General features: G+C 65.1%; 29 protein-coding genes and 1 pseudogene. 19 read left to right on the top strand and 11 right to left on the bottom strand.

From position 1 onward, the window contains the following. Window positions 1–71: 71 nt before the first annotated feature. A complete protein-coding gene (locus AB4Y98_RS18300; RefSeq protein WP_442244865.1) occupies window positions 72–4,982 on the bottom strand; it encodes a putative Ig domain-containing protein in 4,911 nt (1,636 codons plus the stop codon). Between AB4Y98_RS18300 and AB4Y98_RS18295 the strand changes: the two genes are divergently transcribed. The 5 genes from AB4Y98_RS18295 (at window position 4,981) to AB4Y98_RS18275 (ending at window position 7,649) form a co-directional block, all read left to right on the top strand. Then, entirely contained in the window at window positions 4,981–5,139 is a 159-nt protein-coding gene (locus tag AB4Y98_RS18295) for a hypothetical protein (RefSeq protein ID WP_312108506.1), read from the top strand. The two genes, AB4Y98_RS18300 and AB4Y98_RS18295, sit on opposite strands and share 2 nt — an antisense overlap. A gap of 300 nt (window positions 5,140–5,439) precedes the next feature. After that, window positions 5,440–5,964: a phage tail protein gene (locus tag AB4Y98_RS18290; protein ID WP_442244864.1), complete on the top strand. Its 525-nt coding sequence runs from the start codon at window positions 5,440–5,442 to the stop codon at window positions 5,962–5,964. Between the two features lie 30 nt (window positions 5,965–5,994). Beyond that, window positions 5,995–6,525: a phage tail protein gene (locus AB4Y98_RS18285; RefSeq protein WP_033831297.1), complete on the top strand. Its 531-nt coding sequence runs from the start codon at window positions 5,995–5,997 to the stop codon at window positions 6,523–6,525. Window positions 6,526–6,562: 37 nt separating this feature from the next. Beyond that, entirely contained in the window at window positions 6,563–7,096 is a 534-nt protein-coding gene (locus AB4Y98_RS18280; RefSeq protein ID WP_442244863.1) for a phage tail protein, read from the top strand. Window positions 7,097–7,109: 13 nt separating this feature from the next. After that, on the top strand, window positions 7,110–7,649 hold the full coding sequence (locus AB4Y98_RS18275) for a GNAT family N-acetyltransferase (protein ID WP_160170333.1): 540 nt from the start codon (window positions 7,110–7,112) through the stop codon (window positions 7,647–7,649). Between the two features lie 43 nt (window positions 7,650–7,692). Here the strand turns inward: AB4Y98_RS18275 and AB4Y98_RS18270 are convergent, their stop codons facing one another. Further along, window positions 7,693–7,989 carry a DUF6916 family protein gene (locus AB4Y98_RS18270; RefSeq protein ID WP_025874322.1) on the bottom strand — a complete coding sequence of 99 codons (297 nt, stop codon included), beginning with the start codon at window positions 7,987–7,989 and terminating at the stop codon, window positions 7,693–7,695. A 371-nt stretch (window positions 7,990–8,360) separates the two neighbouring features. Here AB4Y98_RS18270 and AB4Y98_RS18265 point away from each other — a divergent pair, with 371 nt between their 5' ends. Further along, window positions 8,361–8,924 carry a fasciclin domain-containing protein gene (locus tag AB4Y98_RS18265; protein ID WP_442244862.1) on the top strand — a complete coding sequence of 188 codons (564 nt, stop codon included), beginning with the start codon at window positions 8,361–8,363 and terminating at the stop codon, window positions 8,922–8,924. A gap of 278 nt (window positions 8,925–9,202) precedes the next feature. Here the strand turns inward: AB4Y98_RS18265 and AB4Y98_RS18260 are convergent, their stop codons facing one another. From AB4Y98_RS18260 to AB4Y98_RS18240, 5 genes are all read right to left on the bottom strand, one after another. Next, entirely contained in the window at window positions 9,203–9,817 is a 615-nt protein-coding gene (locus AB4Y98_RS18260; RefSeq protein ID WP_442244861.1) for a hypothetical protein, read from the bottom strand. 81 nt (window positions 9,818–9,898) lie between these two features. After that, window positions 9,899–11,347 carry an efflux transporter outer membrane subunit gene (locus AB4Y98_RS18255; RefSeq protein WP_442244860.1) on the bottom strand — a complete coding sequence of 483 codons (1,449 nt, stop codon included), beginning with the start codon at window positions 11,345–11,347 and terminating at the stop codon, window positions 9,899–9,901. Next, window positions 11,344–12,228: an HlyD family efflux transporter periplasmic adaptor subunit gene (locus AB4Y98_RS18250; RefSeq protein WP_442244859.1), complete on the bottom strand. Its 885-nt coding sequence runs from the start codon at window positions 12,226–12,228 to the stop codon at window positions 11,344–11,346. Before AB4Y98_RS18250 ends, AB4Y98_RS18255 begins: the two co-directional genes overlap by 4 nt. Next, entirely contained in the window at window positions 12,225–12,440 is a 216-nt protein-coding gene (locus tag AB4Y98_RS18245) for a DUF1656 domain-containing protein (protein ID WP_442244858.1), read from the bottom strand. Before AB4Y98_RS18245 ends, AB4Y98_RS18250 begins: the two co-directional genes overlap by 4 nt. 4 nt (window positions 12,441–12,444) lie before the next feature. Next, window positions 12,445–14,403: an FUSC family protein gene (locus AB4Y98_RS18240; RefSeq protein WP_442244857.1), complete on the bottom strand. Its 1,959-nt coding sequence runs from the start codon at window positions 14,401–14,403 to the stop codon at window positions 12,445–12,447. A gap of 77 nt (window positions 14,404–14,480) precedes the next feature. Between AB4Y98_RS18240 and AB4Y98_RS18235 the strand changes: the two genes are divergently transcribed. Beyond that, window positions 14,481–15,296, top strand: a complete 816-nt coding sequence (locus AB4Y98_RS18235) for an AraC family transcriptional regulator (RefSeq protein WP_312786668.1) — start codon at window positions 14,481–14,483, stop codon at window positions 15,294–15,296. A gap of 78 nt (window positions 15,297–15,374) precedes the next feature. Here the strand turns inward: AB4Y98_RS18235 and AB4Y98_RS18230 are convergent, their stop codons facing one another. Further along, a complete protein-coding gene (locus tag AB4Y98_RS18230) occupies window positions 15,375–15,599 on the bottom strand; it encodes a hypothetical protein (RefSeq protein ID WP_425541349.1) in 225 nt (74 codons plus the stop codon). Beyond that, complete coding sequence (locus AB4Y98_RS18225) at window positions 15,599–15,967, bottom strand: hypothetical protein (protein ID WP_312108850.1); 369 nt, start codon at window positions 15,965–15,967, stop codon at window positions 15,599–15,601. The genes AB4Y98_RS18230 and AB4Y98_RS18225 overlap by 1 nt, the downstream gene beginning before the upstream one ends. 685 nt (window positions 15,968–16,652) lie before the next feature. Between AB4Y98_RS18225 and AB4Y98_RS18220 the strand changes: the two genes are divergently transcribed. From AB4Y98_RS18220 to AB4Y98_RS18205, 4 genes and pseudogenes are all read left to right on the top strand, one after another. After that, on the top strand, window positions 16,653–16,865 hold the full coding sequence (locus AB4Y98_RS18220; protein ID WP_312108848.1) for a hypothetical protein: 213 nt from the start codon (window positions 16,653–16,655) through the stop codon (window positions 16,863–16,865). A 43-nt stretch (window positions 16,866–16,908) separates the two neighbouring features. Then, entirely contained in the window at window positions 16,909–17,481 is a 573-nt protein-coding gene (locus AB4Y98_RS18215) for a hypothetical protein (protein ID WP_312108846.1), read from the top strand. 14 nt (window positions 17,482–17,495) lie between these two features. Beyond that, window positions 17,496–18,144 (top strand): annotated as a pseudogene (locus tag AB4Y98_RS18210) (RHS repeat-associated core domain-containing protein); the annotation flags it as partial. 412 nt (window positions 18,145–18,556) lie between these two features. Next, window positions 18,557–18,868, top strand: a complete 312-nt coding sequence (locus AB4Y98_RS18205) for a hypothetical protein (RefSeq protein ID WP_033831286.1) — start codon at window positions 18,557–18,559, stop codon at window positions 18,866–18,868. A 129-nt stretch (window positions 18,869–18,997) separates the two neighbouring features. Here AB4Y98_RS18205 and AB4Y98_RS18200 read toward each other — a convergent pair whose 3' ends face one another. After that, window positions 18,998–19,372 carry a hypothetical protein gene (locus AB4Y98_RS18200; RefSeq protein ID WP_442244856.1) on the bottom strand — a complete coding sequence of 125 codons (375 nt, stop codon included), beginning with the start codon at window positions 19,370–19,372 and terminating at the stop codon, window positions 18,998–19,000. Window positions 19,373–19,969: 597 nt separating this feature from the next. On the opposite strand from AB4Y98_RS18200, the gene AB4Y98_RS18195 reads away from it, so the two are divergent. Beyond that, window positions 19,970–20,299, top strand: coding sequence for a hypothetical protein (locus AB4Y98_RS18195; protein WP_025874336.1), 330 nt, complete (start codon window positions 19,970–19,972; stop codon window positions 20,297–20,299). Here AB4Y98_RS18195 and AB4Y98_RS18190 read toward each other — a convergent pair. Beyond that, window positions 20,293–20,697, bottom strand: a complete 405-nt coding sequence (locus AB4Y98_RS18190; RefSeq protein WP_025874337.1) for a hypothetical protein — start codon at window positions 20,695–20,697, stop codon at window positions 20,293–20,295. The two genes, AB4Y98_RS18195 and AB4Y98_RS18190, sit on opposite strands and share 7 nt — an antisense overlap. A 194-nt stretch (window positions 20,698–20,891) precedes the next feature. Between AB4Y98_RS18190 and moaA the strand changes: the two genes are divergently transcribed. From moaA to AB4Y98_RS18155, 7 genes are all read left to right on the top strand, one after another. After that, window positions 20,892–21,872, top strand: a complete 981-nt coding sequence (gene moaA / locus AB4Y98_RS18185) for a GTP 3',8-cyclase MoaA (RefSeq protein WP_117310564.1) — start codon at window positions 20,892–20,894, stop codon at window positions 21,870–21,872. 8 nt (window positions 21,873–21,880) lie between these two features. Then, window positions 21,881–22,879 carry a bifunctional molybdenum cofactor biosynthesis protein MoaC/MoaB gene (gene moaCB / locus AB4Y98_RS18180; protein ID WP_033831283.1) on the top strand — a complete coding sequence of 333 codons (999 nt, stop codon included), beginning with the start codon at window positions 21,881–21,883 and terminating at the stop codon, window positions 22,877–22,879. Then, window positions 22,876–24,129, top strand: a complete 1,254-nt coding sequence (locus tag AB4Y98_RS18175) for a molybdopterin molybdotransferase MoeA (protein WP_442244855.1) — start codon at window positions 22,876–22,878, stop codon at window positions 24,127–24,129. The genes moaCB and AB4Y98_RS18175 overlap by 4 nt, the downstream gene beginning before the upstream one ends. Next, window positions 24,129–24,389 carry a MoaD/ThiS family protein gene (locus AB4Y98_RS18170; RefSeq protein ID WP_025874341.1) on the top strand — a complete coding sequence of 87 codons (261 nt, stop codon included), beginning with the start codon at window positions 24,129–24,131 and terminating at the stop codon, window positions 24,387–24,389. Before AB4Y98_RS18175 ends, AB4Y98_RS18170 begins: the two co-directional genes overlap by 1 nt. A 3-nt stretch (window positions 24,390–24,392) precedes the next feature. Further along, the gene (locus AB4Y98_RS18165) at window positions 24,393–24,872 is read left to right on the top strand and encodes a molybdenum cofactor biosynthesis protein MoaE (protein ID WP_033831280.1); all 480 of its coding nucleotides are present in this window, start codon (window positions 24,393–24,395) and stop codon (window positions 24,870–24,872) included. 174 nt (window positions 24,873–25,046) lie between these two features. Then, a complete protein-coding gene (gene mobA / locus AB4Y98_RS18160) occupies window positions 25,047–25,595 on the top strand; it encodes an NTP transferase domain-containing protein (protein ID WP_033831279.1) in 549 nt (182 codons plus the stop codon). Then, window positions 25,592–25,957 (top strand): hypothetical protein, encoded by a 366-nt coding sequence (locus tag AB4Y98_RS18155; RefSeq protein WP_033831278.1) that lies wholly within the window; start codon window positions 25,592–25,594, stop codon window positions 25,955–25,957. Before mobA ends, AB4Y98_RS18155 begins: the two co-directional genes overlap by 4 nt. Window positions 25,958–26,080: the final 123 nt, after the last annotated feature.

Raw genomic sequence — 26,080 nt, 5'->3', positions numbered from 1 at the left:
CCAGCCGATGCTTTCGACATGCACGACCGGCGTTGCCGGGAGATTGGGGCGCGTCGCCGCGCCCCAGGTGATCAGTACTTCTTTTCCAGGTTCAGCTGCAGACCATGGTCGGTGTCTTCGCTGCTGCCGAACAGGCCGCGGTACTCGATCCGCAGGCTGAAGTCGCGCTCAGTCTGCAGCACCGCACCCAGACCGAAAACGAACCGGTTGCGCTTGAGTCCATCGATTTCGCTGCGGTAGAACGGGCCGCCCGGCAGATCGGCGTAGCCCATCGTCACCGGGCTGGCGTCCTGGAAATCGTGCTGGTATTCGAGCCGCAGCTGTGGCGAGAGCGTGCCGAAGCGGACCGGGTAGCGATAGTCCATGTGCACGCCCAGGCTGGCGGTGGTGGTGTCCACATCCTGGTCCTCGTAGCGCAGGGCGTGGATCGCGTCGCCGCGTTCGGTATAGCCGTTCAATGTTGCACGGGCCAGGTCCAGCCGCGCATACGGACTCACCGACAACCGGTCGCGCTGGTAGTCGCCGCCGACCGACAGCGAGGCGAACCACTGCTTGCCATCGCGGTCGCCTTGCACCATCGCGCCATTGGCGGTCACGTAGCGACGTGAGTCGAATGACAGCAACTGGTAACCCAGCAGGCCATCAACGAAGAAGTACTGCCCCGGGTGGTAGCTGCCGTACGCGGCCAGGGTGTAGCTTTCGCCGTGGCTGCGGGTGTCGTTGTGACCGACGTCGGTCGTGTCGCGGCCGTAGCCGATACCACCGCCGAAGGCGAATGCCTGGTTCACCCGGGTATCGGCACCGGCGCTGATGCCGCTGGTCTGGAAGTCGAAGCCCGCGCTGCCCGAGCGACCATCGCGATCACCGCTGTTGATCGAGCCGCCGGTCCACAGGGTAAGGGCACCGTTATCTCCATCACCCCTACGTGTGCCGCGATCCCCAGCGGCGGGCGCGACAGCAACGTCGTCCCTCAGAACAGATTCGTCCAGCGCGGTCACCTGGCGGCAATCGCCACCGGGCATGCGTCGTACCTCATCCTGGCAGCGACGATCGCGGTCGACGCCGAAGCTCAGGCCATTCTCGAAGCGCTCCCCTCTGCCAGCACCATGCAGGCCTTCCATGCGGCGCTGGAAGTTGCCGATCTGGGCAGTGGCGAAACGCCGCGTGGAAGCGGCCTGTGCGCCCAACAGTCCCATCACTTCCGCGTCCAGGGTCGGGTCCGGTCGGCCGATTACATCAAAGTCGATGGTCGCCGGCGCCGACGTCGCGAACGTGTTGCTCAGGGTGAAGGTGGCCGTGGCGGTACCGGCGAAGGTGGCCGCCGGAGTGAAGGTCAGACGATAGCCCGCGCTGGCACCGCTGCCGGAAGGCGCGACGGTGGCCGTGCCCGCACTGGCCGGCGACAGCGACACCAGCGTGGCCGCAGTGAACGGACCGCCGGTGGCGTCAGTCGTCAGCTCGACCACCGCCGCAACGCCCGCATTTGCACTGACCCGGCGCGAGACCGCCACAGGCACCTGATTGATGGTGATCGTGGTGGTGATCGGAGCCGAAGCGCCATAGGCGTTGTTCAATGTGTAGACGATGCTCACCGTGCCCGAGGCGGTGGCCAGCGGGGTGTAGGTGATGTTGGTGCCGGTCACGGTCGTGGTTCCGGTTGCCGGCGGTGTCACTAGCGTCACGCCGGTGAACGGACCGCCGGTGGCACCCACCGTGGTGTCGATGGTCACCGGCTGCCCCGCCACGGTGGTGACGGCCGCGCGCGGCTGGCCCGCAGGCACGGGCAGAGCGGTGATCGTGATCGACACGGTCGCCGGCGCCGAAGTGCCGCCCGGACCGGTCGCGGTGTAAGTGAAGCTGTCGGCGCCGAAGTAGGTGCCGGATGGCGTATAGACAACGCTCATGCCGCTGACCGTGGCAGTGCCGTGCGCTGGCGCGCTGGCCACAGCGACCGAGGTGATCACGCTGCTGTCGTTGGCGGCGACCGGAATGGTCACCGCCTGCTGCGACGGCGTGGTGGCGCTGTCGTCCACAGCCACCGGCACCGCATTGGCGATGACGATGGTGTAGCTCTGGGTAGCGTTGTAGCCGGCGTCGTCGGTGGAGCGCACCACCACGGTGTAGCTGCCGGCCGTGACCGGCGTGCCACTGAACACGCCCGCTGAGCTGAAGGCAATGCCGGGGGGCAGGGTGCCGGAGACGATCGCGTAGGTATAGGGCGCAATACCGCCGCTGCTGCTCAGGCTTTGTGAGTAGGCGGTGCCGACTGCGCCGCCTGCGAGGGGGGCCGGTGCGAGCACCACGGTCGCCGGAGTGATCGTGAAGGTGTACACGCGGCTGGCGGTCTGGCCGTTGGAATCGGTGGCACCCAACGTGATGCTGAAGTTGCCATCGGAGCGGGGGATGCCGGACAGGGTGCCTGCAGAGGTGAAGGACACGCCGGTCGGCAGCGCACCACTGAGCAGCGTGTAGCTGTATGGCGCTATGCCGCCGCTGGAACTCAACTGCGCGTTGTAGGCCACGCCAGCGCTGCCGTTGGGCAGGCTGGGCGGATCGATGCTGATCGTCGGCAGGCCTACGACGATGGTGTAGTTTTGCTGCAGCGAGAACGGCGCACCCGCGCCGGTGCTTGAATCTGCGGCACGCACGGCGATGTTGTAGTTGCCCGGCGCGGTCGGCGTACCGCTGAGCACACCGGCCGAGTTGAAGCTCACACCCGCCGGCAACGAGCCGGCCGCCAGTGCGTAGCTGTACGGCGCGGTGCCGCCGCTGCTGGCAAAGTTGATGGTGGTGGCGGTGCCGTAGTTCATCGGCAGGTTGCCCGGCGCCGGGGTCATGCTCAGGGTCGGCGCGCCAACGGTCAGCGTGAAGCCCTGGCCGGTGGTGAACGGACCGGTGCCGGTGCTGCTGTCGGTGGCAGTGGCGACGAGGCTGAAGCTGCCCGCCGCGCTCACCGTGCCGCTTACGGTCACGCTGGTGGCGGTAGTGCCACCAACGCTGAGGCCTGCTGGCAGGCCGGTGACAGTGAAGCCGCTATAGGGTGCAGTGCCGCCATTCCAGGTGAACGTCTGGCTGTAGCTGGCGCCGACCTGCGCGCTCATGGGGCCACCCGCAGTCACGGTGATGGTCGGGTTGCCGACAGTGACACTGACCGTGGCGGGCGACGAGGTGCCGGCGGTGTTTGTTGCGGTGTAGGTAAAGCTGTCCGGGCCCGCGTAACCCGCGGTGGGCTGGTAGGTAATGGAGGTGCCGCTGGCGTTCGCACTGCCATGAAGCGGCGCGGTACCGACGGCCACCGAGGACGGCACGCCGCCAGAGATGTTCAGCGTGATCGGATTGGCGCTGCTGTTGTAGGCCACGCTCGCCGACAGCGGATTGGCGACAGGCGGGGTGTTGATGATCTGCAGCGTATAGCCGCGCGGCGCGGAACTGTAGGGCCCGGTGCCGGTGCTGCTGTCGGTTGCGGTCACGGAGAAATTGAAGGTGCCCGATGCGGTAGGTGTACCGGTCAATGCGCCCGTTGCGGTGTTCAGCGTCATGCCCGCTGGCAGGGCGCCTGCGGTGAACGCATAGGAGTACGGCGAGGTGCCGCCGCTGGCCGGGTTCAACGTGGCGCTGTACGCCGTGTTCTGGGTACCGTTGGCCAGCGTGGTGGCCGGCAACAGGACCGTGGCCGGAAGGAACGTCGTCGAATAGGCACGCGAGCCGCTGTGCGGGGCGCCGACGCCGGTGCTGCTGCTGGTGGCGGTAACGGTGAAGTTGAAGGTGCCGCCTGCGCTGGGTGTACCGCTGATGACGCCGCTGCTGCCATTGAGCGTCAACCCCGCCGGCAGGGCACCGGCAGTGATCGCATAGCTGTACGAGGGGATGCCGCCGCTGGCAATGAAGGTATCACTGTAGGCCGCGCCGACTGTGCCGCCTGTCAGCGCGGACGGCGCGATCAGGATCACCGGCGGCGCCACCACCAGGGTGTAGGCGCGGGAACCGTTGAAACTATTGGCGTCTGTTGCGGTCACGGTGAAGTTGAAGGTGCCGGCCGCGGTCGGCGTACCGGTCAGTGCGCCGGTGCCGGTGTTGAGGCCCAGCCCTGCGGGCAGAGCGCCTGCGGTGATGGCGAAGCTGTACGGCGCAGTGCCGCCGCTGGCGCTGAGAGTCTGGTTGTAGGCCACGGCGACGGTTGCGCCCGGAACGGTGGCCGGGCTGATCGAGATGGTCGGCGGCGGAATCACCTGCAGGGTCACGGATTTGACCTCGGCATAGCTGCCGGTGCCGCTGCTGCTGTCGGTGACGCGGATGCCGAAGGTGTAGCTGCCCTGGGTGGTGGGCGTGCCGCTCAGGGTCGCGCCGCTCAGGGTCAAGCCAGGCGGCAGCGTGCCGTTTTCAAACGCGAACGTGTAGCCGGGCACGCCACCGCTGGCAGTAAAGGTCACCGAGTAGGGAAGATTCTGCGCGGCAGACGGAGACGACGGCGCGATGGCAATGGTCGGGTTGGCTGCTGAACCGCTGAAGGCGCGCACGCCGCTGGCAGAGGCGCTGTCGGTGGCGCGGATGGTGAAGGCGTAGGCGCCGCGCTGGGTCGGCGTACCGCTGATGGTGTTTCCGCTCAGGCTCAGCCCCGGCGGAATGGAGCCGCTGTCCAGGCTGTAGGTATAGGGGCCGGTGCCACCACTTGCACTGAGGCTGGTGCTGAAAGGCACGCCCACCGTCAGGTTGACCGCGGGCGTGGCGACGAGGGTGATGGCCGACGCCGGAGCGATCGTTACGGTGACAGTGATGTCACCGCCGAAGTCGTCCTGGATGACGAAGGTATCGGTGGAGGCGCTGTCGCCGTTGTGGGTGTAGGTGAGCGGCAGGTTGGCGCCGGATTGCACGCCCACGGTGCGGGTGCCGTGCGGGGTGCTCGCCGTGCCTGCGGAGATGCCGAAGCCGCCATGGCAGTTGTTGATGTTGAGCGTCTGCGAGCCACTGTTGGCGACTGACATGCTCAGCGTTGGGCAGAAGGTCGATGGCGCGGCGGCCGCTGGCTGCGGCCACAGACTGCCCGCGCACAACAGCGCGATGGCGATCCAGGAGCAGAACCAGGAAAAGAAAGCGTGCGAACGCGCACGCGGCGTCTCCACGCGTAGCGCCGATGACTGATGCATGTCCTGCCCCTGTTGGCACCGCACCGGCTCGAATGCCCCAGGGCTTTCGAGTCAATGTGGCGAGACTTAACCCCTGTCCGCGGTAACCGGGATTTTCCCCGGACCGCACCCCTTGCGAACTGCTGGCGACCATTCAAGCAGCATTCATGGTAAAAAAGAAAGTGCCGCATGGTTCATGAAGCATTAATGTTGCGATTGCACAAAAGTTTTACTTGTGCCGGCCTCGGCGTGTGAGCCAGAGTTACTCCCGCACCGGACATGATGTCCGTGCCACCAACCTTTCGGGGGAAAAGGTATGACCGAAGTCTTCCTCGGGCAGATAATGCTCACGGGGTTTGCGTTCGCACCCAGGGGATTCGCCCTCTGCAACGGACAGCTGCTATCCATTGCCCAGAATCAGGCGCTTTTTTCGCTGCTGGGCACCCAATACGGTGGTAACGGCACCACCAACTTCGCCCTGCCCAACATGCAGTCGTGTACCCCGGTTGGTGCCGGCAGTTCGGTGGATCCCAACTGGAGCCCAGCACCTTACGTCCAGGGCCAGCTTGCGGGTGCGGAAAGCGTGACACTGCAGGGCATGCAGGTGCCACTCCACAGTCCTGTGGTCAATGGCACCACCAGCGCGGGGACGGCGCGAAATCCCACCAATGGCCTGTACGGCACCAATGGCAGCGCGATTTTCGGACCCGCCAGCGGCACCCTGGTGCCACTGCAGGGCGTGGGGGCGGGTGGGGGCAATCAGCCACACTCGAACCTGCAGCCCTACACCGTGATCAGTTTCGTGATCGCGCTGTCCGGCATCTATCCGTCACGCGGCTGAACCGCCCGGCATCCACTACAGGAGTTAATCATGAGCACCCCTTACGTCGGAGAAATCCGGATGTTCGGCTTTGCACGCGTGCCCAACGGCTGGTTCGCATGCAATGGTTCGCTTCAATCGATTGCCGAGTACGAAGTGCTGTATACCCTGATCGGCACCACGTTCGGCGGTGACGGCGTCACTACGTTCGGCGTGCCCGACCTGAGCGGCCGCGTGCCGATCCATCAGGGCCGTGGAACGGGATTGAGTTCCTACGTGATGGGGCAGATGTCCGGCAGCGAAAGCGTCACCCTGCTGCAGACGCAGTTGCCGCAGCACACGCCATCGCTGATGGCAACCACGGCGCTGGCAACCACCGGCGCGGTCGGCACTGCCGTGCTGCCGGCGGCGCTCTCGGGCGAAACCATGTATGTCACCGACATCACCGGCGCCAATGCTGCGGTCATGTCGCCCAATGCAGTTGTCAGCACGGGTGGCAACCAGCCGCACGACAACCAGATGCCTACGCTCACGGTGCAGTTCTGCATCGCGTGGGCGGGCATCTTCCCGTCGCAGAGCTGAGCCGCAACCCGCGCATACCCGCCTCCAGGACACGACCATGACCGAACCCTTCATCGGCGAAATCCAGTTGTTCGGCTTCAACTTCGCGCCACAGGGCTGGGCCAGCTGCAATGGCGCCACCTTGGCGATCCGGCAGAACACCGCCCTGTTCTCGCTGCTGGGCACTCAGTATGGCGGCGACGGACAAACGACGTTCCAGTTGCCCAACTTCGTCAACCGCGCAGCCACCCAGCAGGGCCAAGGCCCTGGCCTGACCCCGCACAGCATCGGCGAGGCTTTCGGCAGCAATGGGGTGACGCTGACCCAGAACGAGATGCCGTCGCACAGTCACTCCCTGACCATCTATAACCAACCTGCCGAGAGCAAGCGCACCAGCGTCCCGGCAGCGGGCAACTACCTTGGCCTGCCTACGTCGGGCTCACCCTTCGTGCCCGGCAACACCGCCAATACGCAGTTCAGTTCCAACATGATCGGTCCGTCCGGTGGCAGCCAGCCCCACGAGAACCGCCAGCCCTACCTCGCGACGAACTTCTGCATCGCGTTGGAGGGGGTGTTCCCCAGCTTTGGCTGACAACATGCAAGCGATGTCGCAGCTCACTTCGTTTCCGGCGGGCCGCAACGACCACCTGGCCGTCCCCGCGCTCCTTGGCGAGCGCGGGTACGCTTTGCGGCCACTGTGCGACGATGACCTGAGCTGGCTGCGCGAACTGTATGCCAGCACCCGCGCGGAGGAACTGGCGCCAGTGCCTTGGCCCGAAGCGAGCAAGCGCGCGTTTCTGGATAGCCAGTTCGCACTGCAGCACCAGCACTACCAGGCGCACTACAGCGACTCTGATTTCCTGGCCATCGAACGCCACGGCGTAGTGGTGGGCCGTTACTACCTGCAGCGCAGTGCGCCGGATCACCTGATCGTCGATATCTGCTTGTTTCCCGGTGAGCGCGGTCACGGTGTGGCCGCGGCCCTGATTGCTCACAGCCAAGGCGAGGCCGCCGCGCTGGGTCGCGGCGTGACCCTGCACGTGCAGGCTGACAACGTCGCTGCGCAGCGCCTGTACCGGCGTGCGGGCTTTGCCCTGATCCACGACCAGGGCTCGCATCTGCTGCTGCGTTGGGCACCGGGCTGAGCCGGCGACACGCCGCCGCAAGCCTGGCCGCGGGCTCACATTCTCAGTTGAAGATCGCCTGATACAGGAATCCGGCCTGCTCACGCGCGACCGGCACCAGGAAAATCCCCACTTCACCGATGTCGGCATGGCGCATCAGATAGATCTGCTGCGGAAACAGGAAGGCCGAGCTGTTGCGGAACAGCAGCGAAAAAGGCGCCCGCGCCGCACTTGGCGGCAGTTGCGATGGATTCAGCGCCCGTGCCTCCACAAGCACGAATGGAATCTCGCCGTCGTTGATGACTGCCGAGAAGGTCTGATCAACGTGGCGGGCGAAATGATCGAGTGTCAGCAATTCCATGCAGGGTTCCCCTAAACCGAATCGCATCGTCGCCGCGCTGCACGCCCGATGCAAGTGTGCGGGCGGCCATGTTCCTGTTCGCCAGGGTTGAATGCGCGGACCATCAACACACGCCCGCAGCCGGTGACTGGTAGCCTGCGGCCGGGAAATGGGGCTCGCGACGCGCTGTGCACGTTGTTGAACCGTTCACTGCCCCAGCGCCAGGCGATGCATCCGGTCATCGGCTTGCGGCGTATGCCCTTATGCACGCAACGCTTCTTCCCTGCTGCTACGGATGCCCTGCATTCCCGCATGGCTGCAAGGTGGTGCAGTGACGGCAGCGAATGCTGCGCATTTCCCAGCCCGGTAGGGCGATCAACGAGGACACGAACATGCGTACCCAGATCCAGCGCCTGACCCTTGCCGCCACCGTCGCGGTTGCCTGCGCAACTGCCCCGGCCGCCTTTGCCGCCGACAACCCGATGATGGGTGGCGTGCCGATGTACGCGAACAAGACCATTGTCGAAAACGCCTCCACCGCCCAGAACCTGAGCACCCTGGTGACTGCGGTGAAGGCGGCCGGGCTCGTTGACACGCTCAGCGGCAAGGGTCCTTTCACCGTATTTGCTCCCGACAACCAGGCGTTCGCCAAGCTGCCCGCAGGCACCGTGGAAACGCTGCTGAAGCCGGAAAACAAGGCCAAGCTGACCCAGGTCCTGACCTATCACGTGGTACCGGGCACCTACACCTCCACCCAGCTGACCGCAGCAGCGCGCAGCCACGGTGGCAGCAGCACGCTGAAAACGGTGCAGGGTGAAGCGCTGACGGTGAAGCTGCAGGATGGCAAGGTCTGGGTGGTCGACGCCAAAGGCGGCAAGTCTGCAGTAACCACCGCCGACGTGAGGCAGTCCAATGGCGTGGTGCATGTGGTCGATTCGGTGCTGATGCCGAAGTAAGCCCAGGGCCGCAACATTGATGGCAGTGCGGGAGCGGCTGGTTTCACAGGCCAGCCGCTCACGATGCCGGCGCGGCATCGGCGTTGTGCCCGCCAGAATCCACCCGCGCCTGGGTTGCGCGACGATTCGGCCGCGATACGCGTCAGCAGCGGTCCGGGGATGCGCTGACACAGTCGTTGCTCAACAGCTGCTTGAATGAACCTGCTTGGTGGATGTTTCGTGGCACAGCAACGCGCGTCCGTTGCAGTTCTGCACGCTTGGGTACCGGTGATGGCTGACTACCATTTCATATAGTGCATCAGCGACGGCGATGGCGAAATGTCCTTCGGCGCAGGCGGCTTCGATGCAGGTGGCACGGCGGGTTGGGTCAGGTTGCAGGTCTTCTTGTGCCGATACATCGCCAGGATCGGCCGTATCGCAGCGATGCGATAGAACGGCAGGCATTCCTGTGGGTAGGCCGGTCCCATGTCATCGAACCAGATCGCAATGCGGCCGTCGCGCGTGCGTGCATTGGGCACATAGGTGTGGCCAGCCACGGTGTCTATCGTGACCTCCAACCTGGCGACCTTCATGCTGGATGTCAGCATTCCCATCTCCGAACCCGCGCGCAGTTCGGAGGTCGCCTGCACGCTAAAGGTATGCTGCCCCGGCGGCAGGTGGTAGCTGGGCGTGCGCAGTCCATTCACCGACGTACCATCGATGGTGAAGACATTCAGCGACAACTCGCGTTCGGGGTAGATTCCCTGCCCAGAGATGACCACCTGTTGTTCGGCCGGAAGCCGCGCGCTCCCCAACATTGCCGGATTCTTCAACGTGCAGCCGGTGGCACCGAAGACCATGATGGCTGCGGCCACGCACAGAGGAACGGTACGGCCTTGCTTGGCGTACATCATTCAAGTGATCCCAGGTTGTGCCCAGCGCTCCCCGCCAGGTCCGCGCCACTCTACCGCAGGCAATGGAAATGCGGCAGTGCTCTATGGCGCGACCAGCGTGGTCGATTCCGGGGCGGCAGCCGGTCCCGCCCAGCCCCCACCCAGCGCCAGGAACAGATCCACCTGACGGTCCCCCAGCTGCGCGCGCGATGCTGCCAGGGCAGACTCTGCATCGGCCAGCGCAGCCTCGGCAGACAGCACGTCGATGAAGTCGATCCTGCCGAACCGGTACAACTGCCCGGCCTGGTCGCTCGCATGTGCCGCGTCGTCGCGGGCGAGGGCAAGGCTGTGCTCGCGATCGATCTCCTGCGCGTAGGCCGACAGCGCGGTTTCGGTCTGCCGCAGCGCGTCCAGCACCACGCCATCGAACGATGCCAGCGTGGCATCGGCGTTGGCGCCGGCCGCATCGATCCGCGCCCGGGTTGCGCGGCGGTTCGGCCAGCGCCACGACAGCAGCGGTCCGAAGGACGCGCCGATGCTGTCGCTGCTCAGCAGCTGCTTGAATGAACCTGCCGTGCCGGCGGACGCGCCGATGCTCACCTGTGGGTACAGGGCTGCCGTTTCCACGCCGATCATCGCGGTGGCGGCCGCCAGGCTGCGCTCGGCCGCGTGGACATCTGGGCGGCGCTGGATCAGCTGGCCACCATCGCCGACCGGAACCGGTTGCTGCAGGCGCGGCGGTTGTTGGCAGTTGGCGACGTCCTGCGGATAGTCGGCTGGTACGCGTCCCATCAGCGCCGCCAGCGCGAACAGGGCCGCCTGCCGTTCGGCAACCAGATGCGGCACCGCCGCCGCACTGCGGTTGGCCGCCGCGCGCGCCCGGCTGACGTCGAATTCGGTTCCGCGTCCGCCGGCCGCCAAGCGGGTGGTGGCGTCCAACGTAGCGCGCTGCGTAGCGAGCACCCGCTGCGTCGCCGCCAAGGTGAGGTTGGTCGAACAGATGCCGACATAAGCGCGGGTGACGGCGGCGGCGGCGACCACCCGTACCTGGTCACGTGCTGCAGCGACAGCCTCTGCATCGGCGCTGGCAGCTTCGATACCACGGCGGATGCCACCTGCCAGATCCAGTGGGTAGGCCAGGTGGATGCCGAGCGCATACACCTGCGGTGGTGAGGTGGGCGAGGTATATCCCCCGGCATGGGCCAGTGTGGCCGATGCATCTGCGTCGGTGCTTGCCGAGCGCTCGGCCCGGTACTGCAGCACCATCGCCGTGGCGCGGCGCAGGTTGGCATCGGCCGCGCGCAGATCGGTGTTGGCTCGCAGTGCTTCGCTGACATAGGCATCGAGTCGTGGATCGTCGTACAGCTGCCACCAGCGGTCCGGCAGCTCGGCCTGTGCGTAGGCCGCTTGGTGGCTCGATACGAATGCGCGGCGGGCTGCCGGCGCGGCGGCAACCGCGTTGGCCGGCAGCGTGTAGTCTGGGCCGGACACACAGCCGGCCAGCGACAGCGCACAGGCGAGCACGCCCACGCGTGATGCGGTACCGATCACTTGCAGGCTCCCTGCGCGCGCGGAGTGATGGTCACGCTGGCGGTTCTGCCGACGATCAGGCGTGTATCCGGTGCCACGTCGTCCAAGTGGATGCGCACCGGTATCCGCTGCGCCAGCCGCACCCAGGTATACGTTGACGCAACCGATGGCAGCAGGTTGTGGGTGCTCGCGCGCTGATCGTCGGCAATGCCGGCGGCGATGCTCTCCACATGCCCATGCACGTCGCGGCCATCGCCCATCAGGCGGGCGACAGCGGCATCGCCTTCATTGATGCAGTTGAGCTTGGTTTCTTCGAAATAGCCTTCGACCCGGAGGCTGGCGCCGTCGATCAGCGCCAGCGCCTGGGCACCCGGCTGCAGGAAGTCGCCCGGGTGCAGGTCGAGGTTGGTGACGATGCCATCGGCACTGGCGCGCACTTCGGTGCGCTGCACGTTCAGCAGCGCCACCCGCCGCTCCGCTCGGGCCTGTGCAAGGCTGGCCACTTCGGTATCGACCTTGGCGGCATTGCGCTCCCGCGTTTCCGAAGCCACCAGGTTGCCCAGCGCGATGTCCCGCTTCGATTCACGGCGGGCAAGGGCAAGCGTGGCCTGCGCGCTGTTCACTGCGGCATCGGCCTTGTCCAGCGCGGCGGCATAGCGCGGCTGGTCCAGCACCAGCAGCAGCTGTCCGGCTTTCACCCGCTGGTTGTCCTGCACCAGCACCTGGGTCACCAGTCCGCCCATGTCCGATGCCACGCGGATCACATCCGCGCGTACCCGGCCATCGCGCGTCCAGGGCTGCGTTTCGTATCGGTTCCACAGGGACAGGGCCGCGATGACGGCAACGGCGAACAGGCAGAGCGTTGCGCTCCAGCGGCCAATGACACTCAACAGGTGCTTCATTTCAGTCTCTCAAGCAGGGGCGCGAGCTGGATCAGCAGCTCCGCCAGGATCACGAACAGCGAAAGGCCCACCAGCGGGCGATAGGCGAACAGCCGGTACAGCCCGAGGCTTGCCAGCAGCCGCGAGGCCACCATCGACAGCGCCAGCGCGATGAGCGCCACCGCCAGCAGGCCGGGAACGAAGACGCCGTCAATGGAGATATCGGAGAACATCGACTCAGTCCCCATGTACGATCAACGGAGCGATCAGGTCACGGCGCAGGCCGCAGAGCAGCGGAAGAACACGTTTGGATGCGCCGTTGTTGCCAGCAATGACCACCTCGCGTGTGCGCTCGAGTGATTCCAGCAGCGGCGTATCCACTGTGCGGCATGTGGAGGTACGGATACGGAAGTGGGCAGACGCGCTGTGCAGCAACTGGGCCAGGCAGTCGCGGCTGCGGCGGTCAGTGAACGCCCCGCCAATTACACGCAGTTCGGCCACGGCACTGGCCGCGCGCATGTCCGCAAACAGCGTCCGCAACGTGGGGGCTGCGTCCGGATGGCCGCGCAGGCGAGGGGCAAGCAGCGCAAGCCGATCCACCATGCGGCTTGTCCAGTCGCTGGCATTTCGCACCTGCCCGGCGGCGCGGCGTGCGATGTCCCGCCGGATCACATCCTGCAGGCGCGCGCGGCTTCGATTGCTGTCCAGCGTCTGCAACAGCGACATGCTGCACAGCGCCGCCGCCGTGCCCACGAACAGCGCTACGCTGCTGTTGAGTGCGCCCGCGATGTGGGTGGCATTGGTGGCGCCCAACCCGGCGATGAGGGGGAAGGTGAGCACTACCCCCAATGCGCCCATGATGAACGGCGGGCGGGCGAGGAACGAGCCACACACCAGCAGTGCCGGCGCCAGTGCCATGGCCAGACCGACGAAATCGGACAGACCCGGAAAGATCACCAGCGCGTAGAACAGCCCGATGACCACGCCGATGGTCGACCCGATCAGATAGCGCATGACATGCCCGGCAGGTGCCTCGGTGGTCCCGAACAGCACGCAGGCGGTGCCGATGATGGAGACGGCGGTTGCACCATCGGACCACGCGGTAATGATCCACAGCGCGCAGGCCAGTACGATGCCAACGAAGGCGCCCAAGGCGCTGCGCAGGGCGATCCGGTGGTCACGATGCAGCACATGACCGTTCGCCTTCCTGGCAAGGTGCACGGGTACATGCCGGCGCCAGTCCGGGCGGGCAGTGTGCAGCTGCTCTTCCAGCAACCGGCAGTCGTGATGCGCAGCATCGAGTTCGGCCTGACGTGCGCAGAGATTTGCACGCAGCAGGTCCGGCCATGCTGTGCGCGCCGTGCCGGCGGGCTGCGCGCGCAGCTGGGCCAGTGATTCGTCCACGGCGCTGGACAGCATCAGCACATCGAGCATCCGGTCATGCAGTGCGCGCAGGATCTGCACCTGGGCGACGCCGTGCACACTGTCGAACGGCAGGTGGATGGACAGCGTGTGCAGCTCGAGGAGATCTGCGGCTACCTTGGAGCGATCCGCAGCCAGTACCGTTTCGTTTGCGCCAGCGCGCATGTCCCGCGTCCAGCGCTCCGCATCGGCGAGGATCGATGCCACGCGCGCGTGCACACGCGCCGAGACCCGGCGTGGCAACAGCAGGCCATGGACCAGCGTCGCCGCAAGAATGCCGATGGAGATTTCCTGCACGCGGGTGATGGCGATGGTGAAGACGTCATCGGGCACCATCACCGCCGGGAAACCAATCAGGCTGGTGGTGTACCCGGCCAGCAGGAAGGCGTACGCACGGGGTGTGYGGTCGAGCATGGCCAGGTACAGGCACAGGCCCATCCAGGCGGCCAGTACCACGCTCAACACCATCGGCGCGTTGGCGAACCGCGGCACCAGCAGCACCGTAGCAACCGCACCGCCGACGGTTCCCAGCAGCCGGAACAGGCCACGGCTGAGTGTCGCGCCGGACATCGGCTGCGACACCAGGTAGACAGTGCCGATCACCCAGAACGGGCGGGTCAGGCCGATGCGCAGCGAGACATACAGCCCGAGGATCGCGGCGAGCAGGCATTTGAGCGAGAACAGCACCGCTTCGCGGTCGACCTTCAATGCGGGCGACGTCAACAGCGCGATGGGGCGCGAAAGCCAAGGGCGGTTGGGGGCGGGGATGTGCATGCCGCCATCGTATTCAGCGAGCCCCTCCACCGAATTTCGCTATAATGTCAATCTATCGCTGAATCCGGTCATCGAGAATGACTCGCATTTCTCTGCCTGGCTTTGATCTGGACCCGGACGCGACGGATCGGCCGGCAGTGGCCAGTCGCCTGCAGGTGGCCGACCACGATGCTGAGATTCCGGTGCATGACCACCGGAAAGGGCAGCTGATCCTGGCACTTCATGGCGCGGTGACCTGCGAGGTGGCCAATGCGCTGTGGATCGTGCCGCCGCAGTGCGGCGTGTGGATTCCCGGCAGCATGCCGCACAGCAACCGCGCGACCGCCAACGCGCGCCTGTGCTATCTGTTCGTCGAGCCAGGCGTTGCCGACCTGCCACTGCACTGCGTGACGCTGTCGATCTCGCCGATGGTGCGCGAGATGATCCTGCACCTGGCCGATGCGCCGCACGACTACCCGCGCGGCGGGCACACCGATCGCCTGGCGCGTGTGCTGCTGGACGAACTGGTGCAGATGCCGGCCGAGCGGTTGTACCTGCCGGTGAGCGACCACCCCAAGATCCGTGCGCTGGCTGCGGCGCTGTCAGCCAATCCGGCCGATCGCAGCACCATCAGCGAGTGGGCCAAACGCCTGGCGTTGGGTGAGCGCACGTTGACGCGGCTGATTGATCGGGAAACCGGACTGTCGTTCGGGCGCTGGCGGCAGCAGCTGCATCTGCTGGTTGCGATTCGCGAGCTTGCCGGCGGCGCGGCGGTGCAGCGGGTGTCTGAAACCCTGGGCTATGAATCGGTGACGGCGTTCATCACGATGTTCAAGAAGGCGCTGGGGCAATCGCCTACGCGGTATTTTGCGGAGCGGTTGCGGAATCAGGATTTAGCTGCGCGTGGTGGTTGATGGTGACTGGCTGACGTTGATTGGCTGGAAGGAAGTATCAGCTCTCCGCGGAACTGCGTTTGTCACGTATCGAATAGATCACTGAAAAGATCTTCCAGCCCCGCTCGGTGCGGACCAGTCCTTGTTGATCAGCGAGGTGCGGAAGGACTCGATCACCTGTTCGATCGCTTCTACATCGCCAGGGGTGCTTTGCTCTGCGTGGGCCGGAAGGCTGGGCAACAGGCAAAGGGCGAGGGTGGTGACGACCGTTCCTGGAGTGTGCATCTGCAGTGTCGGGTTGAAGGGGAGGGTGGGCATGCGCATCAGCGAGCGTACGTGCGCCAGAAGAGCACGCGATTGCCTGTGCTGCTTGTTGCGACGAAGATCGACTTGCCGAATTCGGGCTCGCAACGAAAGAAGGTATAGGAGCGCTTCAGAGCGGTCTCACTCGGCCACCAGCTTCGATTGAACAGCGCCGGCTGGGTAGCGCTGTGGTTGACGGGCCGGCAACCGGGCGGCAACAACAACTGCTTGCTGCGTGGTTTGCTGAAGGCAAGCGCGCTCACGTTTGAATCGAGGTCGTGCACCTCGCGCAGGTCGGTCGCCTCCTCGGGCACCCACGCGGGAATCCAGCCCTTGGCAATCATCTCGGCGTCGACGGCTTCCTGCTTCGTGGCGTAGGAGCTGTCCATCACCAGATCGCAGGAGGTGAGTATTAAGCAGAGTCCGAGGAGGAGGAACAGCCTCATGCGGTCTGGAAATAGAGGTAATGTCGGGGTCATAGACGATCCTGCAGCGCATCCTTGCATCACTGGCTTGACGGTGCACGCTAGCACTAATGAAGACTGGAAGCAGTTTGGGGGAGTACCCTGATCACCAGGGCAGGGGCGTTGCCGATATCGATAATCGTGACCGACATCCCACGGCTTGAATTGATTATGTAATGGGCTTGCGCGATAACTGCCCCGTGCGGCATCGCCGCATTCCGGAACAGGGACGATCCGAAGCAGGGCGCGACAGGGCGGTGAACCGCCTGTGCGCCTTCGTCCCTCCCGGCACGGTATTCGCCCAGGAAGGAGAACACGGATGTTCGGACGGAAAATGAAGCTGGCGTGTGTGCCGCTGACGATGGCCGCGCTTGGCTGCGCAGCCCCCCTTGCCGCGCAGGCGCAGGAGAGCAAGACAACCTCGCGCATCTCCCGAGGAGGGAGAAGATTGTGAGGCCCTGCTACGGACTGACACGGATACCTGCAATTGAATCGCCGGGGGGCGTGGCGCAAGAGCTGGTGCGGTCTGTCATGCGTCGGCGACGCAGAGATATGCTGCGTGTCTTAGCGGAAGCCCTATTCCGCCATTGAATACATGGACCAATTGACAATGAATACGCATGACCATCTCGTCTGTGTTGATGAAGATGCAAAGGAATTGGTTGTTTTTCGGGTGGGGGCAGATGGGAAGAGGACCTTGTTCACCAGGGTGGCGCTTCCGCAGGTTGAGGGATGGTCTGCCGAGTTGCAGGATCTTGCGAAAGCGCTCGGCGAGAACCTGCTGATCGACTCTCCGGTCATCCGGCGGATTCTTAATGTGTGAGACATGAAACAGGGAGCTCCTCAGCCCTCCAGGAAGGCATAGCATGAGAGCGTTTGATCTGCGGAGATTGAAAAAGGACGCGAAGAAAAGCGGCATGCGGGTCGTTGGAAATTTCTTGATTGCCTCGTATACGCGAGATGTGATCTCTGGGTTTGCGATAGACCCTGCACCGTCTGCTATCTACTTATGGACCTTCGTACTTCCGACCTATGATGATTTGCCGTTCCTGCACATGTCTCTAGGCCAGAGGGTTGCAGTTGCGAAAGGAGATGAACGTTTCTTCTGTGGCATGCATACTGAGTACGTCGAAAATCTTGAGAGGGTGAGAACTGCGGCAGACCTTTTGATCTATGTTGACGACCTTGACTTCAGGAACGACTACTCCGAATGGATAAAGTACATATCCGCCATTCGGCTTGGCGATTTCTTGGCGGCGGATGCCACGCTGAAGAATCTCCTGGCTTTGCCAATGTCCAGTGCGGTCCAACGTAGATTGGATGCGATTATCTCCGTCCTGAAGAATGGTGGTGAATCGGGCGCGCAGCATCTTCTGGAGACGTGGTCTGTTCAGACGGCTCGATTGGTCGGCGGCAGCTCCTGGGGCAGCGGACGGTAGCGAATCGCCTCGCTGCGCGTAGCCCTAACGCAGCAGGGAATACCACGCTCTGGCAGCAGATCGTTTACCTGCAGTGATACCAACCGCATGAACGCGGTGAAGCAGGGTAATGCCGTGCAGGAAAGCTACGCCTAAAACCATCGCGGCGAACGCGTGCTGCGCAAGCCGGCCGGTGGTGCGGCTCAGATCACGTTGTACGACGAAGCAGGGCAGTGGCTGGGCAACTATTCGGCCACGGGGCAGGCGCAGCAACAGTCGATCTGGCTGGACAACTATCCGGTGGCACTGATCAATGTGCCGAGCGCGGGCGTACCGGAACTGGCCTACGTCCAACCGGACCATTTAGGCACGCCGCGCGTGGTGATCGACCCCGTGCACGATGTTGCGATCTGGGAGTGGAGCAACAAGAGCGAAGTGTTCGGTGATCAGATTCCTAGTGCTGATCCGGATGGCGATGGCGTGGCGTTCGACTTGGCGCTGCGCTTCCCCGGGCAGCAGTCGACGGATGCGAGTGGGCTGTTCTATAACTACCAGCGCGAGTATGACCCCGCAGTGGAGCGGTATTCGCAGAGTGATCCGATTGGTCTGAGTGGCGGGATCAACAGCTATCTCTATTCATCTGCTATGCCTGCAGGCCGGACGGATCCGCTTGGACTGAAAGACTATTCAGCATGTGAGACAAACGAGGAACTGACGTACGCAAGGCGCAGCGCCCTCAATCCACTTGGAGTCACGATGGTTTTTTTGAATAGCACCACCATTCTTGACTATAGGGCAAAGAATGATGGTCGAATCGGAAAGGATCGAGATACCTTTTTGGTGGACGGAAATAGGTTGAGTGCAGAGAGCTTCGGAAACTACGTTGCGGGATATGGTGCCGCCTACCTTTGGGGCCCAGTTGGCTGGGGGGTGACGAGTCTCGCGGGTATGGTGTATGACATCGCAGACGTGTTCCAGGGGCGACCATACAACTGGGATATGGATAGCAGAGCCGATATCGACGCCGGTGCAATCAGAGCGATGCATGAGATGTTGGGGAACAGGCCTACGGGCTGCGGCTGCGGGGGATAGGACAATGATATGGACGCTGGTTACTTTCTACGCAGTTCTCTCGGTACTTACGTATTTCGCAATGGTCGGCAGAACTCCTACCAGACGGCTGTTCTCCTCGATCGGAATCGTTGTTGTTCAGATAGCTGCACTTGTGTGGATTCAGATCATTGCCAGAGCGCTGGGTTCGCAGGCAAATCATGGGTCTTTTTCTCTGGGAGTCGGTGAGCTCTACCTCGCCATACGGCCCATCCTCTTGTTCAACGTGGCAGTGTGCATCGCGCTTGTTCTGATCTTTCTGGTTGCTCTATCCGGAAAGAGGGCGGCAGGCGAGTGAGCGAGGGGCAATGCTGTTGTTGAGACGGAGTAACACGCGAGACAAAGGGGGGGGGCTGCAGTGCCGGTGGGCTTTTTCCCGTTCGCTGGTGAGCCTGGAGGCGCAAGGTGCATTCCAAGCGAGTCCCGTTCACCCCTCCACCTGCAACCGCCCCACAGCCTGCGCACTCAACGCCAGGCACGCCAGCATCAGCCCCTCCATCACCCGGTCGCCCACATAGTCCTCGGGCTCGCCGTTCTGCCGGGTCCGCTCGGCCGCCAGCAGCACTTCCTGTACCACCCGCAACCCGGCCAACGCGCAATCCGAATCGGCCAGCGCCATGCAGCGCCCGTGCAACTGGTGTCGCTCTGGCCAGGGCTGCCCGTCGGCGGCGGCGCCTTTGCCGATGCGCTTCAGGTTGGCAATCAGGGTATGCGCATCCGCGCAGGGCACAGCCTCTGCCAGGTCATCGGCATTGGCCGGGTCACGGTAGGCGTGCAGGTGGGGAAGATCAGATCCGTTCATGGCGAGGCTCCGTGCAAGGCAATCGGTAGCCGCCACACAGAGGTGGCGGGCGGTACGTGGTTCGAATCCGGGTTGACGTCAAGCCGGTGGGCGCGAACGCCCCCACGCACCGCCCGCCATAGCCGGCAGACGGATTGCCAGCCGGCGCCACGGAATGTGGACGCCGGCTGGCAAGCGCAATCACTCAACGCCAACGCGGGATTCGAAACCCGGCCACCCGTTTTCGGTGGCACGCCATCTGAGCCCGCGTCGCTGTGCAATGCCAATCAGAGAAGTTGCAAATAACTCACGATTGGAGACGCTTTCGGCATTGAACCACGCTGTTAAGTACTGGCAGCGCTGGCTGCCGCGTTGGTCCACCGCGACCAGGCAATCTGCGACAGGGGTCGTGGTTGTAGGGGATGCGCGGGATGTGTGAGCGGGTTGATGGCGACAAGCCATGGGTAGCGCTGGACTATGCCCGGCGAGCAACGTGGTGTGGCGCACGGATGCACTCCTCCGGGCATGGCCCGGCGCTACCGTTTCCGTCGCGCCTTGACGTTCCCCGCCACCAAGCGCAGGCTTGCCCAGCACGTTTCCTAAACACAAAGGAGACTTATGACAGCTACCGCGTCTCTGCATCCCACGCCCGACACCCAAGGCCGTTCACGCCTCTGGAACGTCTTCTGGCTGCAAGGGGTCATCCCCAGCAACATGCTCTGGGCCGTTGCCCTCTGGGCCCTCGCCAACCAGCGCACCACACTGGTGCTGGCGATGTTCGCCGTGCTGCTGCTCTATACCGGTTGGATCATCCCCGCAGTCTGGCGCGCGGCGCCCACCGCGCGGACCCCGAACCTGGGTGTTGCCGCGCGCGGGCTGACCGTAGCCTGGGGCCTGAATACGGTGCTGGTGATCTTCTTCCTGACCCTGCAGCTGGTGACTCAATAGAACTGGATCGGCTCACCGCTGCGGTCGAAGGCGGCGAAGCGGCCGATCTGGCCGTCGTTGATGGCGTTGACCATCAGCCGCAGCGGGCGGGTGGCCTCGTCGGTGCTGGGGGCGAAGCCTGCACGCCCATCCATTGCCGCCACGAACACCATGTCCCACTCCACGCCGGTGGTGGTGGACTCGCTGGCCAGTGCCTGGAAGCTCGGCACCTCGGCCGGCAGCTTGTCCACGCACAGCACAGGCGACAGGGTGCCGCCCTCACGCCGGTCATGCCGGTCGCGCTGGTCGTCGGTGGGCGATTCGGGCAGGTCGGCGCGGGCGAATACGAACAGCAGGCGTTGCGGTTCGGCCTGTTCGCTGGCGGCCTGCAGCAATTGCTGGAAATCATTCATCATCATGATGGCTGTCACACGCACGCTGCACGGAAAGCCGCATGCTGCCATAACGTCCGGGCGGCGTGGTCGGCGGCGATTGATTTAAGTCATCCCGCTGCCAATGCCTGCCGCGTAGGCTGGCGTCAGTCTCAGCAGGCGAGGGTATCCGGGCCGTTCCGGGCACAGGCAAGACGGTGGAACAACAAGGTGGACCAGCCATGAGCCAACTCACCGACGGATTCGGGCGCAGCTTTCCTTACCTGCGCCTGTCGTTGACCGAGGCCTGCAACTTCCGTTGCAGCTACTGCCTGCCCGATGGCTACCGGGCCGACGGCCGCCCGCGCTTCCTGGCGGTGGACGAGATCGCGCGCCTGGTGCGCGCCTTTGCCATGCTGGGGATGACCAAGATCCGCCTGACCGGTGGCGAGCCCAGTCTGCGCAAGGACCTGGACGAGATCATCGCCACGGTGGCGGCCGTGCCGGGCATCCGCAAGGTGGCCATCACTACCAACGGCACGCTGCTGCCGCGTCGCCTGCCGGGCTGGCACCGCGCCGGCCTGACCGCGCTGAACGTAAGCATGGACAGCCTGCAGCGCGAGCGCTTCAGGACCATCACCGGCCACGACCGCCTGCCGGAAATCCAGCAGGGGCTGGAGATGGCGCAGGCACTTGGCCTGCCGGCCATCAAGCTCAACGCGGTGCTGCTGCGCGGCCTGAACGACGACGAGCTGCCGCAGTGGATGGACTTCCTGCGCGACCGTCCTTTCAGCGTGCGCTTCATCGAACTGATGCGTACCGGCGACAACGAAGCTTATTTCCAGCGCCACCATCTGCGCGCCGACGTGGTGATCGAGCAGCTGCTGGCCGCTGGCTGGCACGAGCGCCCGCGCGCGGCCGATGCCGGCCCGGCACGCGAGTTCAGCCACCCGCAGCATCGCGGCACGGTGGGCATCATCGCCCCGTACTCGCGTGACTTCTGCAAGGGCTGCAACCGCCTGCGGGTGACCGCCAAGGGTGACCTGCGGCTGTGCCTGTTCGGCGAATTCGGCGTGCCGCTGCGCCCGCTGTTGCAGAGCGACGACGACCAGGACGCGCTGCTGGCACGCATCACCACACAGCTTGGCCTGAAAGCGGCCGGGCACGGATTGCATCAGGGCCAGACCGGGTTGACCCCGCATCTGGCTTCGATTGGAGGATGAGGAACACGATGAGTGGTGAATTGACTGCGGCCTTCCACATGGCCGATGTGCGTGACAAGCGCGTTACCCGCCGCCGCGCGGTGGCGGTGGGCGAGCTGCATGCCGGGCCAGTGGCCTACCCGCTGATTGTCGAGCGCCGGTTGCCCAAGGGCGATGCGCTGGTGATGGCCGAGATAGCCGGGCTGCAGGGCGCCAAGATGGCCTCGATGCTGATGCCGCTGTGCCACCCGCTGCCGCTGGAACTGGTGCAGGTGTACTGCGCGCCGGTGCCGGAGCGGCAGGCGATACGCGTGTGGTGCGAGTGCGCCAGCGAGGCCCGCACCGGTGTGGAGATGGAGGCGCTTGCCGGCGTCAACGCGGCACTGCTGACCCTGTACGACCTGAGCAAGCCGGTGGAGCCGGCGCTGCGCATCGAGGGCATCCGCCTGTTGTTCAAGGAGGGCGGCAAGCGCGGCCTGTGGCTGCATCCCGACGGCATGGACGAGGGTGAGCGCGCGCGCTTCAGGCCGCGCCCGCCGAAGGGCCTGAACGGTGCGGCCTGCGCGGTGATCACCCTGAGCGATCGCGCCAGTGAGGGTAGCTATGCCGACGAGTCCGGCCCGAAGCTGGTGAGCGGGCTGCAGACGCTCGGTGGCGAGGTGGTGGCTGCCGAGGTACTGCCCGATGGCATCGAACCGCTTGCGGGTCGCCTGCGTGCGCTGGCGGGCGAGGGCGTGCGCCTGTGCCTGTGTACCGGCGGCACCGGGCTTGGCCCGCGTGACCTGACCCCGGAGGCGCTGCGTTCGTTGAATGCGCGACCGGTGCACGGCTTGGCGCAGATGGTGCGCGCGTTGAGTGCGCAGCACACGCCGATGGCCTGGCTGAGCCGGGCCGAGGTGGTGCAGCTGGATGACATGCTGGTGTTTGCGCTGCCGGGCAGCCCGCGTGCGGCCGCGCAGTGCCTGGACATTCTGGCGCCGGTGCTGGGCCACGCGCTGGCGATGGTCGATGGCGGTGGCCACGCATGATTGCCTACAGCGAAGCGCTGCAGCACCTGATGGAGGCCGCCACGCCGCTGCCGGCCGAACACTTGCCGCTGCATGAGGCGGGTGGACGCATCCTGGCCACGGACATCATCAGCGGGCAGTCGTTGCCGCCGTTCGACAACTCGGCGATGGACGGCTTCGCGCTGCGCGCCAATGGCACGCCGTTCGAAAGCGATACCGAATTTGTGGTGCAGGGCTGGCAGGCGGCGGGCGACGCCGGTGCCGAGGGCGGCGACGGCGCCTGGGAAATCATGACTGGCGCGCGCATGCCGTTTGGGCTGGATACGGTGGTGCCGATCGAGAACGTGGAGATCCTTGCCAGCGAGCAGGGTCGCCCGACCCGCATTGCGTTGAAGAGCGGGGTGAAACCTGGCCAGAACGTGCGCCTGCGCGGACAGGACGTGGAAGAAGGCGAGCGCGTGCTGCAGGCCGGGCAGGCCTTGGACATCAATGCACGCACTCTGCTGCACGCCATCGGCGTGGCCGAGGTGGCGGTGGTGGCACGGCCGAAGGTCGCGGTCATTGCCACTGGCAAGGAGCTGGTGACCGAAGCGGCGCAGGCGCTGGAGTCCGGACAGATCCGTGACAGCAACCGGCCCTACCTGATCGGCCGCCTGCAGGCCGCCGGTGCGGAGGTGGTGTGGCAGGGCACGGTAGGCGATGACGTGGCTGCCTTCGATGCGGTGCTGGACGACGCGCTGGCTGCGGGTGCGAAGGTGCTGATCAGCACCGGCGCAGTGTCGGCCGGCCGCTACGACTTCATTCCCGATGCGCTGCGCGCCCGCGGCGCCCGCATCGTGTTCCACAAGGTGGCGATCCGCCCGGGCAAGCCACTGTTGTTTGCAGTGCTGCCCAATGGCGCGCTGTATTTCGGTCTGCCGGGCAACCCGGTGTCGGCGGCGGTGGGGCAGCGTTTCTTCGTTGAACCGGTGCTGCGTCGCCTGCTGGGCCTGGCCGCAGAGCCGCTGCTGCAGCTGCCGTTGCAGGCCGATGTGCGCAAACCGCCGGGCCTGCGCTTCCACGCGCGTGCGCGGGTGGACGTGGACGCGCAGGGGCGCTTGAGCGCGCGCGTGCTGTCCGGGCAGGAATCGTTCCGTTTGAAATCCATGCTGCAGGCCAACGCCTGGGTGGTGCTGGAGGGCGAGGGGGACCTCGTCGCGGCCGGCACACCGGTGCGCGTGCAGGGCTGGGGCCACCAGGACCCGCTGCAGCTGGCAACCCAGGAGTCATGATGAAGCAGGTGAATCTGCAGTTGTTCGGTGCGTTTTCTGATCTGGATGACAGCCGCGAGATTGCGCTGGAGGTGGCCGGTGGCACGGTGGCCGACCTGCGCCAGGCGCTGCGAGAGCTGCTGCCGGTGCGCTTTCCCGGTTTCCGCGCCGGGTTGCTGGACTATTCTGCCTTTGCCGACCAGCAGCGCGTGCTGCGTGACCACGAGGCGCTGCCTGCCGATGGCAAGGTGGCGATCCTGCCGCCGGTGAGCGGGGGCTGAGCCATGAGCAGCAACGTGACGGCAAAGGTGGTGGACCGTGCGCAGCGAGCCATCGACCCGGTCGAAGGCATCGCGGCGGTGTCCGACCCGGCATTCGGCGGCATCGATGTGTTCATCGGCAAGGTGCGCGACTTCAATGTGGGGCGGCCGGTGACCGGCATCACCTATGACCTGTTCGAACCGCTGGTGCTGAACGAGATCCAGCGCCTGGCGGCGGAGATCGAGGCGACGTTCGGGCCGAAGCTGAAGCTGTATGTGGCGCATGCCAAGGGCCGCTTGGGCATTGGCGATGTGGCGGTGGTGGTGGCTGCGGGCAGCCCGCACCGTGATGAAGCGTTCCGCGCGTGCCGGCAGTTGATCGAGGCGGTGAAACACCAGTGCCCGATCTGGAAGCAGGAACATTACGAGGACGGCGACAGCGAGTGGAGCGAAGGCTGCACGCTGTGCCACGCCGACAGTGAACCGGCCCATGAGCACCACTGACGCCAGTAGATCCACGCCATGCGTGGATGGCGCCTTCCCCTCACGCTTGGCAGACGCAGCCACGCATGGCGTGGCTCTACTGAGGCGTACCTGCACGGTTACTCCACGCGTGGATGGCGCCTTCCCCTCGCGCCCGACAGGAGCGGCCACGTATGGCGTGGTCGGGTTTCCCGCGTGACAACGCCCATTGCCGGCATCCTTCTGGCCGGCGGCCTGTCCAGCAGGATGGGCCGCGACAAGGCATTGCTGCCCTGGCAGGGGCGCACCCTGCTGGAGCACATGCGCGGCACCTTGCGGCTGGCCGGGGCAGACCGGGTCTGGGTGAGCGGGCGTTACCCTGCCTTCGGTGGCATACCCGACCAGATCACGCGTTGCGGGCCGCTGGGAGGCCTGTTCAGCGTGGCGATGCAGATGCCCGATGGCCCGGCCTGGGTAGTTCCGGTGGATACGCCGCGCTTGACCCCGGATCTGCTGCAGCAATTGCGTGACGGGCATCGCAGCGCTTGCACGATCTTTGACGGGCATCCGCTTCCGATGCTGTTTAATGTGGACAATGAAAGTCGCACGATCCTCGAAAACATGATCCACGATCCCCTCGGCCCGCGTTCCCTGCAGGCCTTGCAACACCGGCTGGATGCGCAGAGCCTGCGCCTGGCCCACGCTGATGAAAGCGCCCTGATCAACTGCAATACCCCCACCCAATGGGAGGACGTTGCCTCATGAAGGTGCAGTTGCAAGGACAGACAATGCGTCTGCGCCTGGACGAGGCCGAACTGGCCCGGCTGCTGGCCGGTGAAACGGTGGAGAACCTGACCCGGTTCGGCGGCAGTGGTGGTTGGGGTACCGCCGTTTCGCTGCACGGTGGCGAATCGGCCGTGCTGCTCGACAGCGGCACCGATTGCCGCCTGGTATTGCCCCGGTCTTCCGTGGAGGACCTGGCCGGGCGCCTGCCATGCCGCGATGGCCTGGCCTTTGCGCTGTATCTGGACGACGGCACCACGCTGCAACTGCAGTTCGATGTGGATGTGCGCGACAGCGTGCGCCAGCGTGGCGTGACCCGCCGCGGTTCCGCGTCACCGGTTTGACATTTGTCAGGGGTAGGCTGAAAACCCGCCCCTGATTGATCCAGATCAACCCCGTCGTTGCTGCTGCACGGCCTAATGGCTGCATGACGACGGGTTACAACTTGAAAGCAGTACCCACGTCAT

Source organism: Stenotrophomonas sp. 2YAF26, assembly GCF_052114625.1.
Lineage (GTDB): Bacteria > Pseudomonadota > Gammaproteobacteria > Xanthomonadales > Xanthomonadaceae > Stenotrophomonas > Stenotrophomonas indicatrix.
Note: the sequence above shows the minus strand (reverse complement) of the source record. Positions and strands in the feature narration are given on the sequence as shown.

What these genes read in the sequence shown, in the direction of transcription:
- AB4Y98_RS18230 (WP_425541349.1), bottom strand. Translation starts at nt 15,599, where the DNA reads ATGCGCATGCCCACCCTCCCCTTCAACCCGACACTGCAGATGCACACT.
- AB4Y98_RS18250 (WP_442244859.1), bottom strand. Translation starts at nt 12,228, where the DNA reads ATGAAGCACCTGTTGAGTGTCATTGGCCGCTGGAGCGCAACGCTCTGC.
- moaCB (WP_033831283.1), top strand. Translation starts at nt 21,881, where the DNA reads ATGAGTGGTGAATTGACTGCGGCCTTCCACATGGCCGATGTGCGTGAC.
- AB4Y98_RS18225 (WP_312108850.1), bottom strand. Translation starts at nt 15,967, where the DNA reads ATGGACAGCTCCTACGCCACGAAGCAGGAAGCCGTCGACGCCGAGATG.
- AB4Y98_RS18190 (WP_025874337.1), bottom strand. Translation starts at nt 20,697, where the DNA reads ATGATGATGAATGATTTCCAGCAATTGCTGCAGGCCGCCAGCGAACAG.
- AB4Y98_RS18165 (WP_033831280.1), top strand. Translation starts at nt 24,393, where the DNA reads ATGAGCAGCAACGTGACGGCAAAGGTGGTGGACCGTGCGCAGCGAGCC.
- AB4Y98_RS18215 (WP_312108846.1), top strand. Translation starts at nt 16,909, where the DNA reads ATGAGAGCGTTTGATCTGCGGAGATTGAAAAAGGACGCGAAGAAAAGC.
- AB4Y98_RS18155 (WP_033831278.1), top strand. Translation starts at nt 25,592, where the DNA reads ATGAAGGTGCAGTTGCAAGGACAGACAATGCGTCTGCGCCTGGACGAG.
- AB4Y98_RS18295 (WP_312108506.1), top strand. Translation starts at nt 4,981, where the DNA reads ATGCTCAGCGTTGGGCAGAAGGTCGATGGCGCGGCGGCCGCTGGCTGC.
- AB4Y98_RS18275 (WP_160170333.1), top strand. Translation starts at nt 7,110, where the DNA reads ATGTCGCAGCTCACTTCGTTTCCGGCGGGCCGCAACGACCACCTGGCC.
- AB4Y98_RS18290 (WP_442244864.1), top strand. Translation starts at nt 5,440, where the DNA reads ATGACCGAAGTCTTCCTCGGGCAGATAATGCTCACGGGGTTTGCGTTC.
- AB4Y98_RS18195 (WP_025874336.1), top strand. Translation starts at nt 19,970, where the DNA reads ATGACAGCTACCGCGTCTCTGCATCCCACGCCCGACACCCAAGGCCGT.
- AB4Y98_RS18285 (WP_033831297.1), top strand. Translation starts at nt 5,995, where the DNA reads ATGAGCACCCCTTACGTCGGAGAAATCCGGATGTTCGGCTTTGCACGC.
- AB4Y98_RS18235 (WP_312786668.1), top strand. Translation starts at nt 14,481, where the DNA reads ATGACTCGCATTTCTCTGCCTGGCTTTGATCTGGACCCGGACGCGACG.
- AB4Y98_RS18200 (WP_442244856.1), bottom strand. Translation starts at nt 19,372, where the DNA reads ATGAACGGATCTGATCTTCCCCACCTGCACGCCTACCGTGACCCGGCC.
- AB4Y98_RS18260 (WP_442244861.1), bottom strand. Translation starts at nt 9,817, where the DNA reads ATGATGTACGCCAAGCAAGGCCGTACCGTTCCTCTGTGCGTGGCCGCA.
- AB4Y98_RS18175 (WP_442244855.1), top strand. Translation starts at nt 22,876, where the DNA reads ATGATTGCCTACAGCGAAGCGCTGCAGCACCTGATGGAGGCCGCCACG.
- AB4Y98_RS18205 (WP_033831286.1), top strand. Translation starts at nt 18,557, where the DNA reads ATGATATGGACGCTGGTTACTTTCTACGCAGTTCTCTCGGTACTTACG.
- AB4Y98_RS18245 (WP_442244858.1), bottom strand. Translation starts at nt 12,440, where the DNA reads ATGTTCTCCGATATCTCCATTGACGGCGTCTTCGTTCCCGGCCTGCTG.
- moaA (WP_117310564.1), top strand. Translation starts at nt 20,892, where the DNA reads ATGAGCCAACTCACCGACGGATTCGGGCGCAGCTTTCCTTACCTGCGC.
- AB4Y98_RS18270 (WP_025874322.1), bottom strand. Translation starts at nt 7,989, where the DNA reads ATGGAATTGCTGACACTCGATCATTTCGCCCGCCACGTTGATCAGACC.
- AB4Y98_RS18220 (WP_312108848.1), top strand. Translation starts at nt 16,653, where the DNA reads ATGAATACGCATGACCATCTCGTCTGTGTTGATGAAGATGCAAAGGAA.
- AB4Y98_RS18170 (WP_025874341.1), top strand. Translation starts at nt 24,129, where the DNA reads ATGAAGCAGGTGAATCTGCAGTTGTTCGGTGCGTTTTCTGATCTGGAT.
- AB4Y98_RS18265 (WP_442244862.1), top strand. Translation starts at nt 8,361, where the DNA reads ATGCGTACCCAGATCCAGCGCCTGACCCTTGCCGCCACCGTCGCGGTT.
- AB4Y98_RS18280 (WP_442244863.1), top strand. Translation starts at nt 6,563, where the DNA reads ATGACCGAACCCTTCATCGGCGAAATCCAGTTGTTCGGCTTCAACTTC.
- AB4Y98_RS18300 (WP_442244865.1), bottom strand. Translation starts at nt 4,982, where the DNA reads ATGTCAGTCGCCAACAGTGGCTCGCAGACGCTCAACATCAACAACTGC.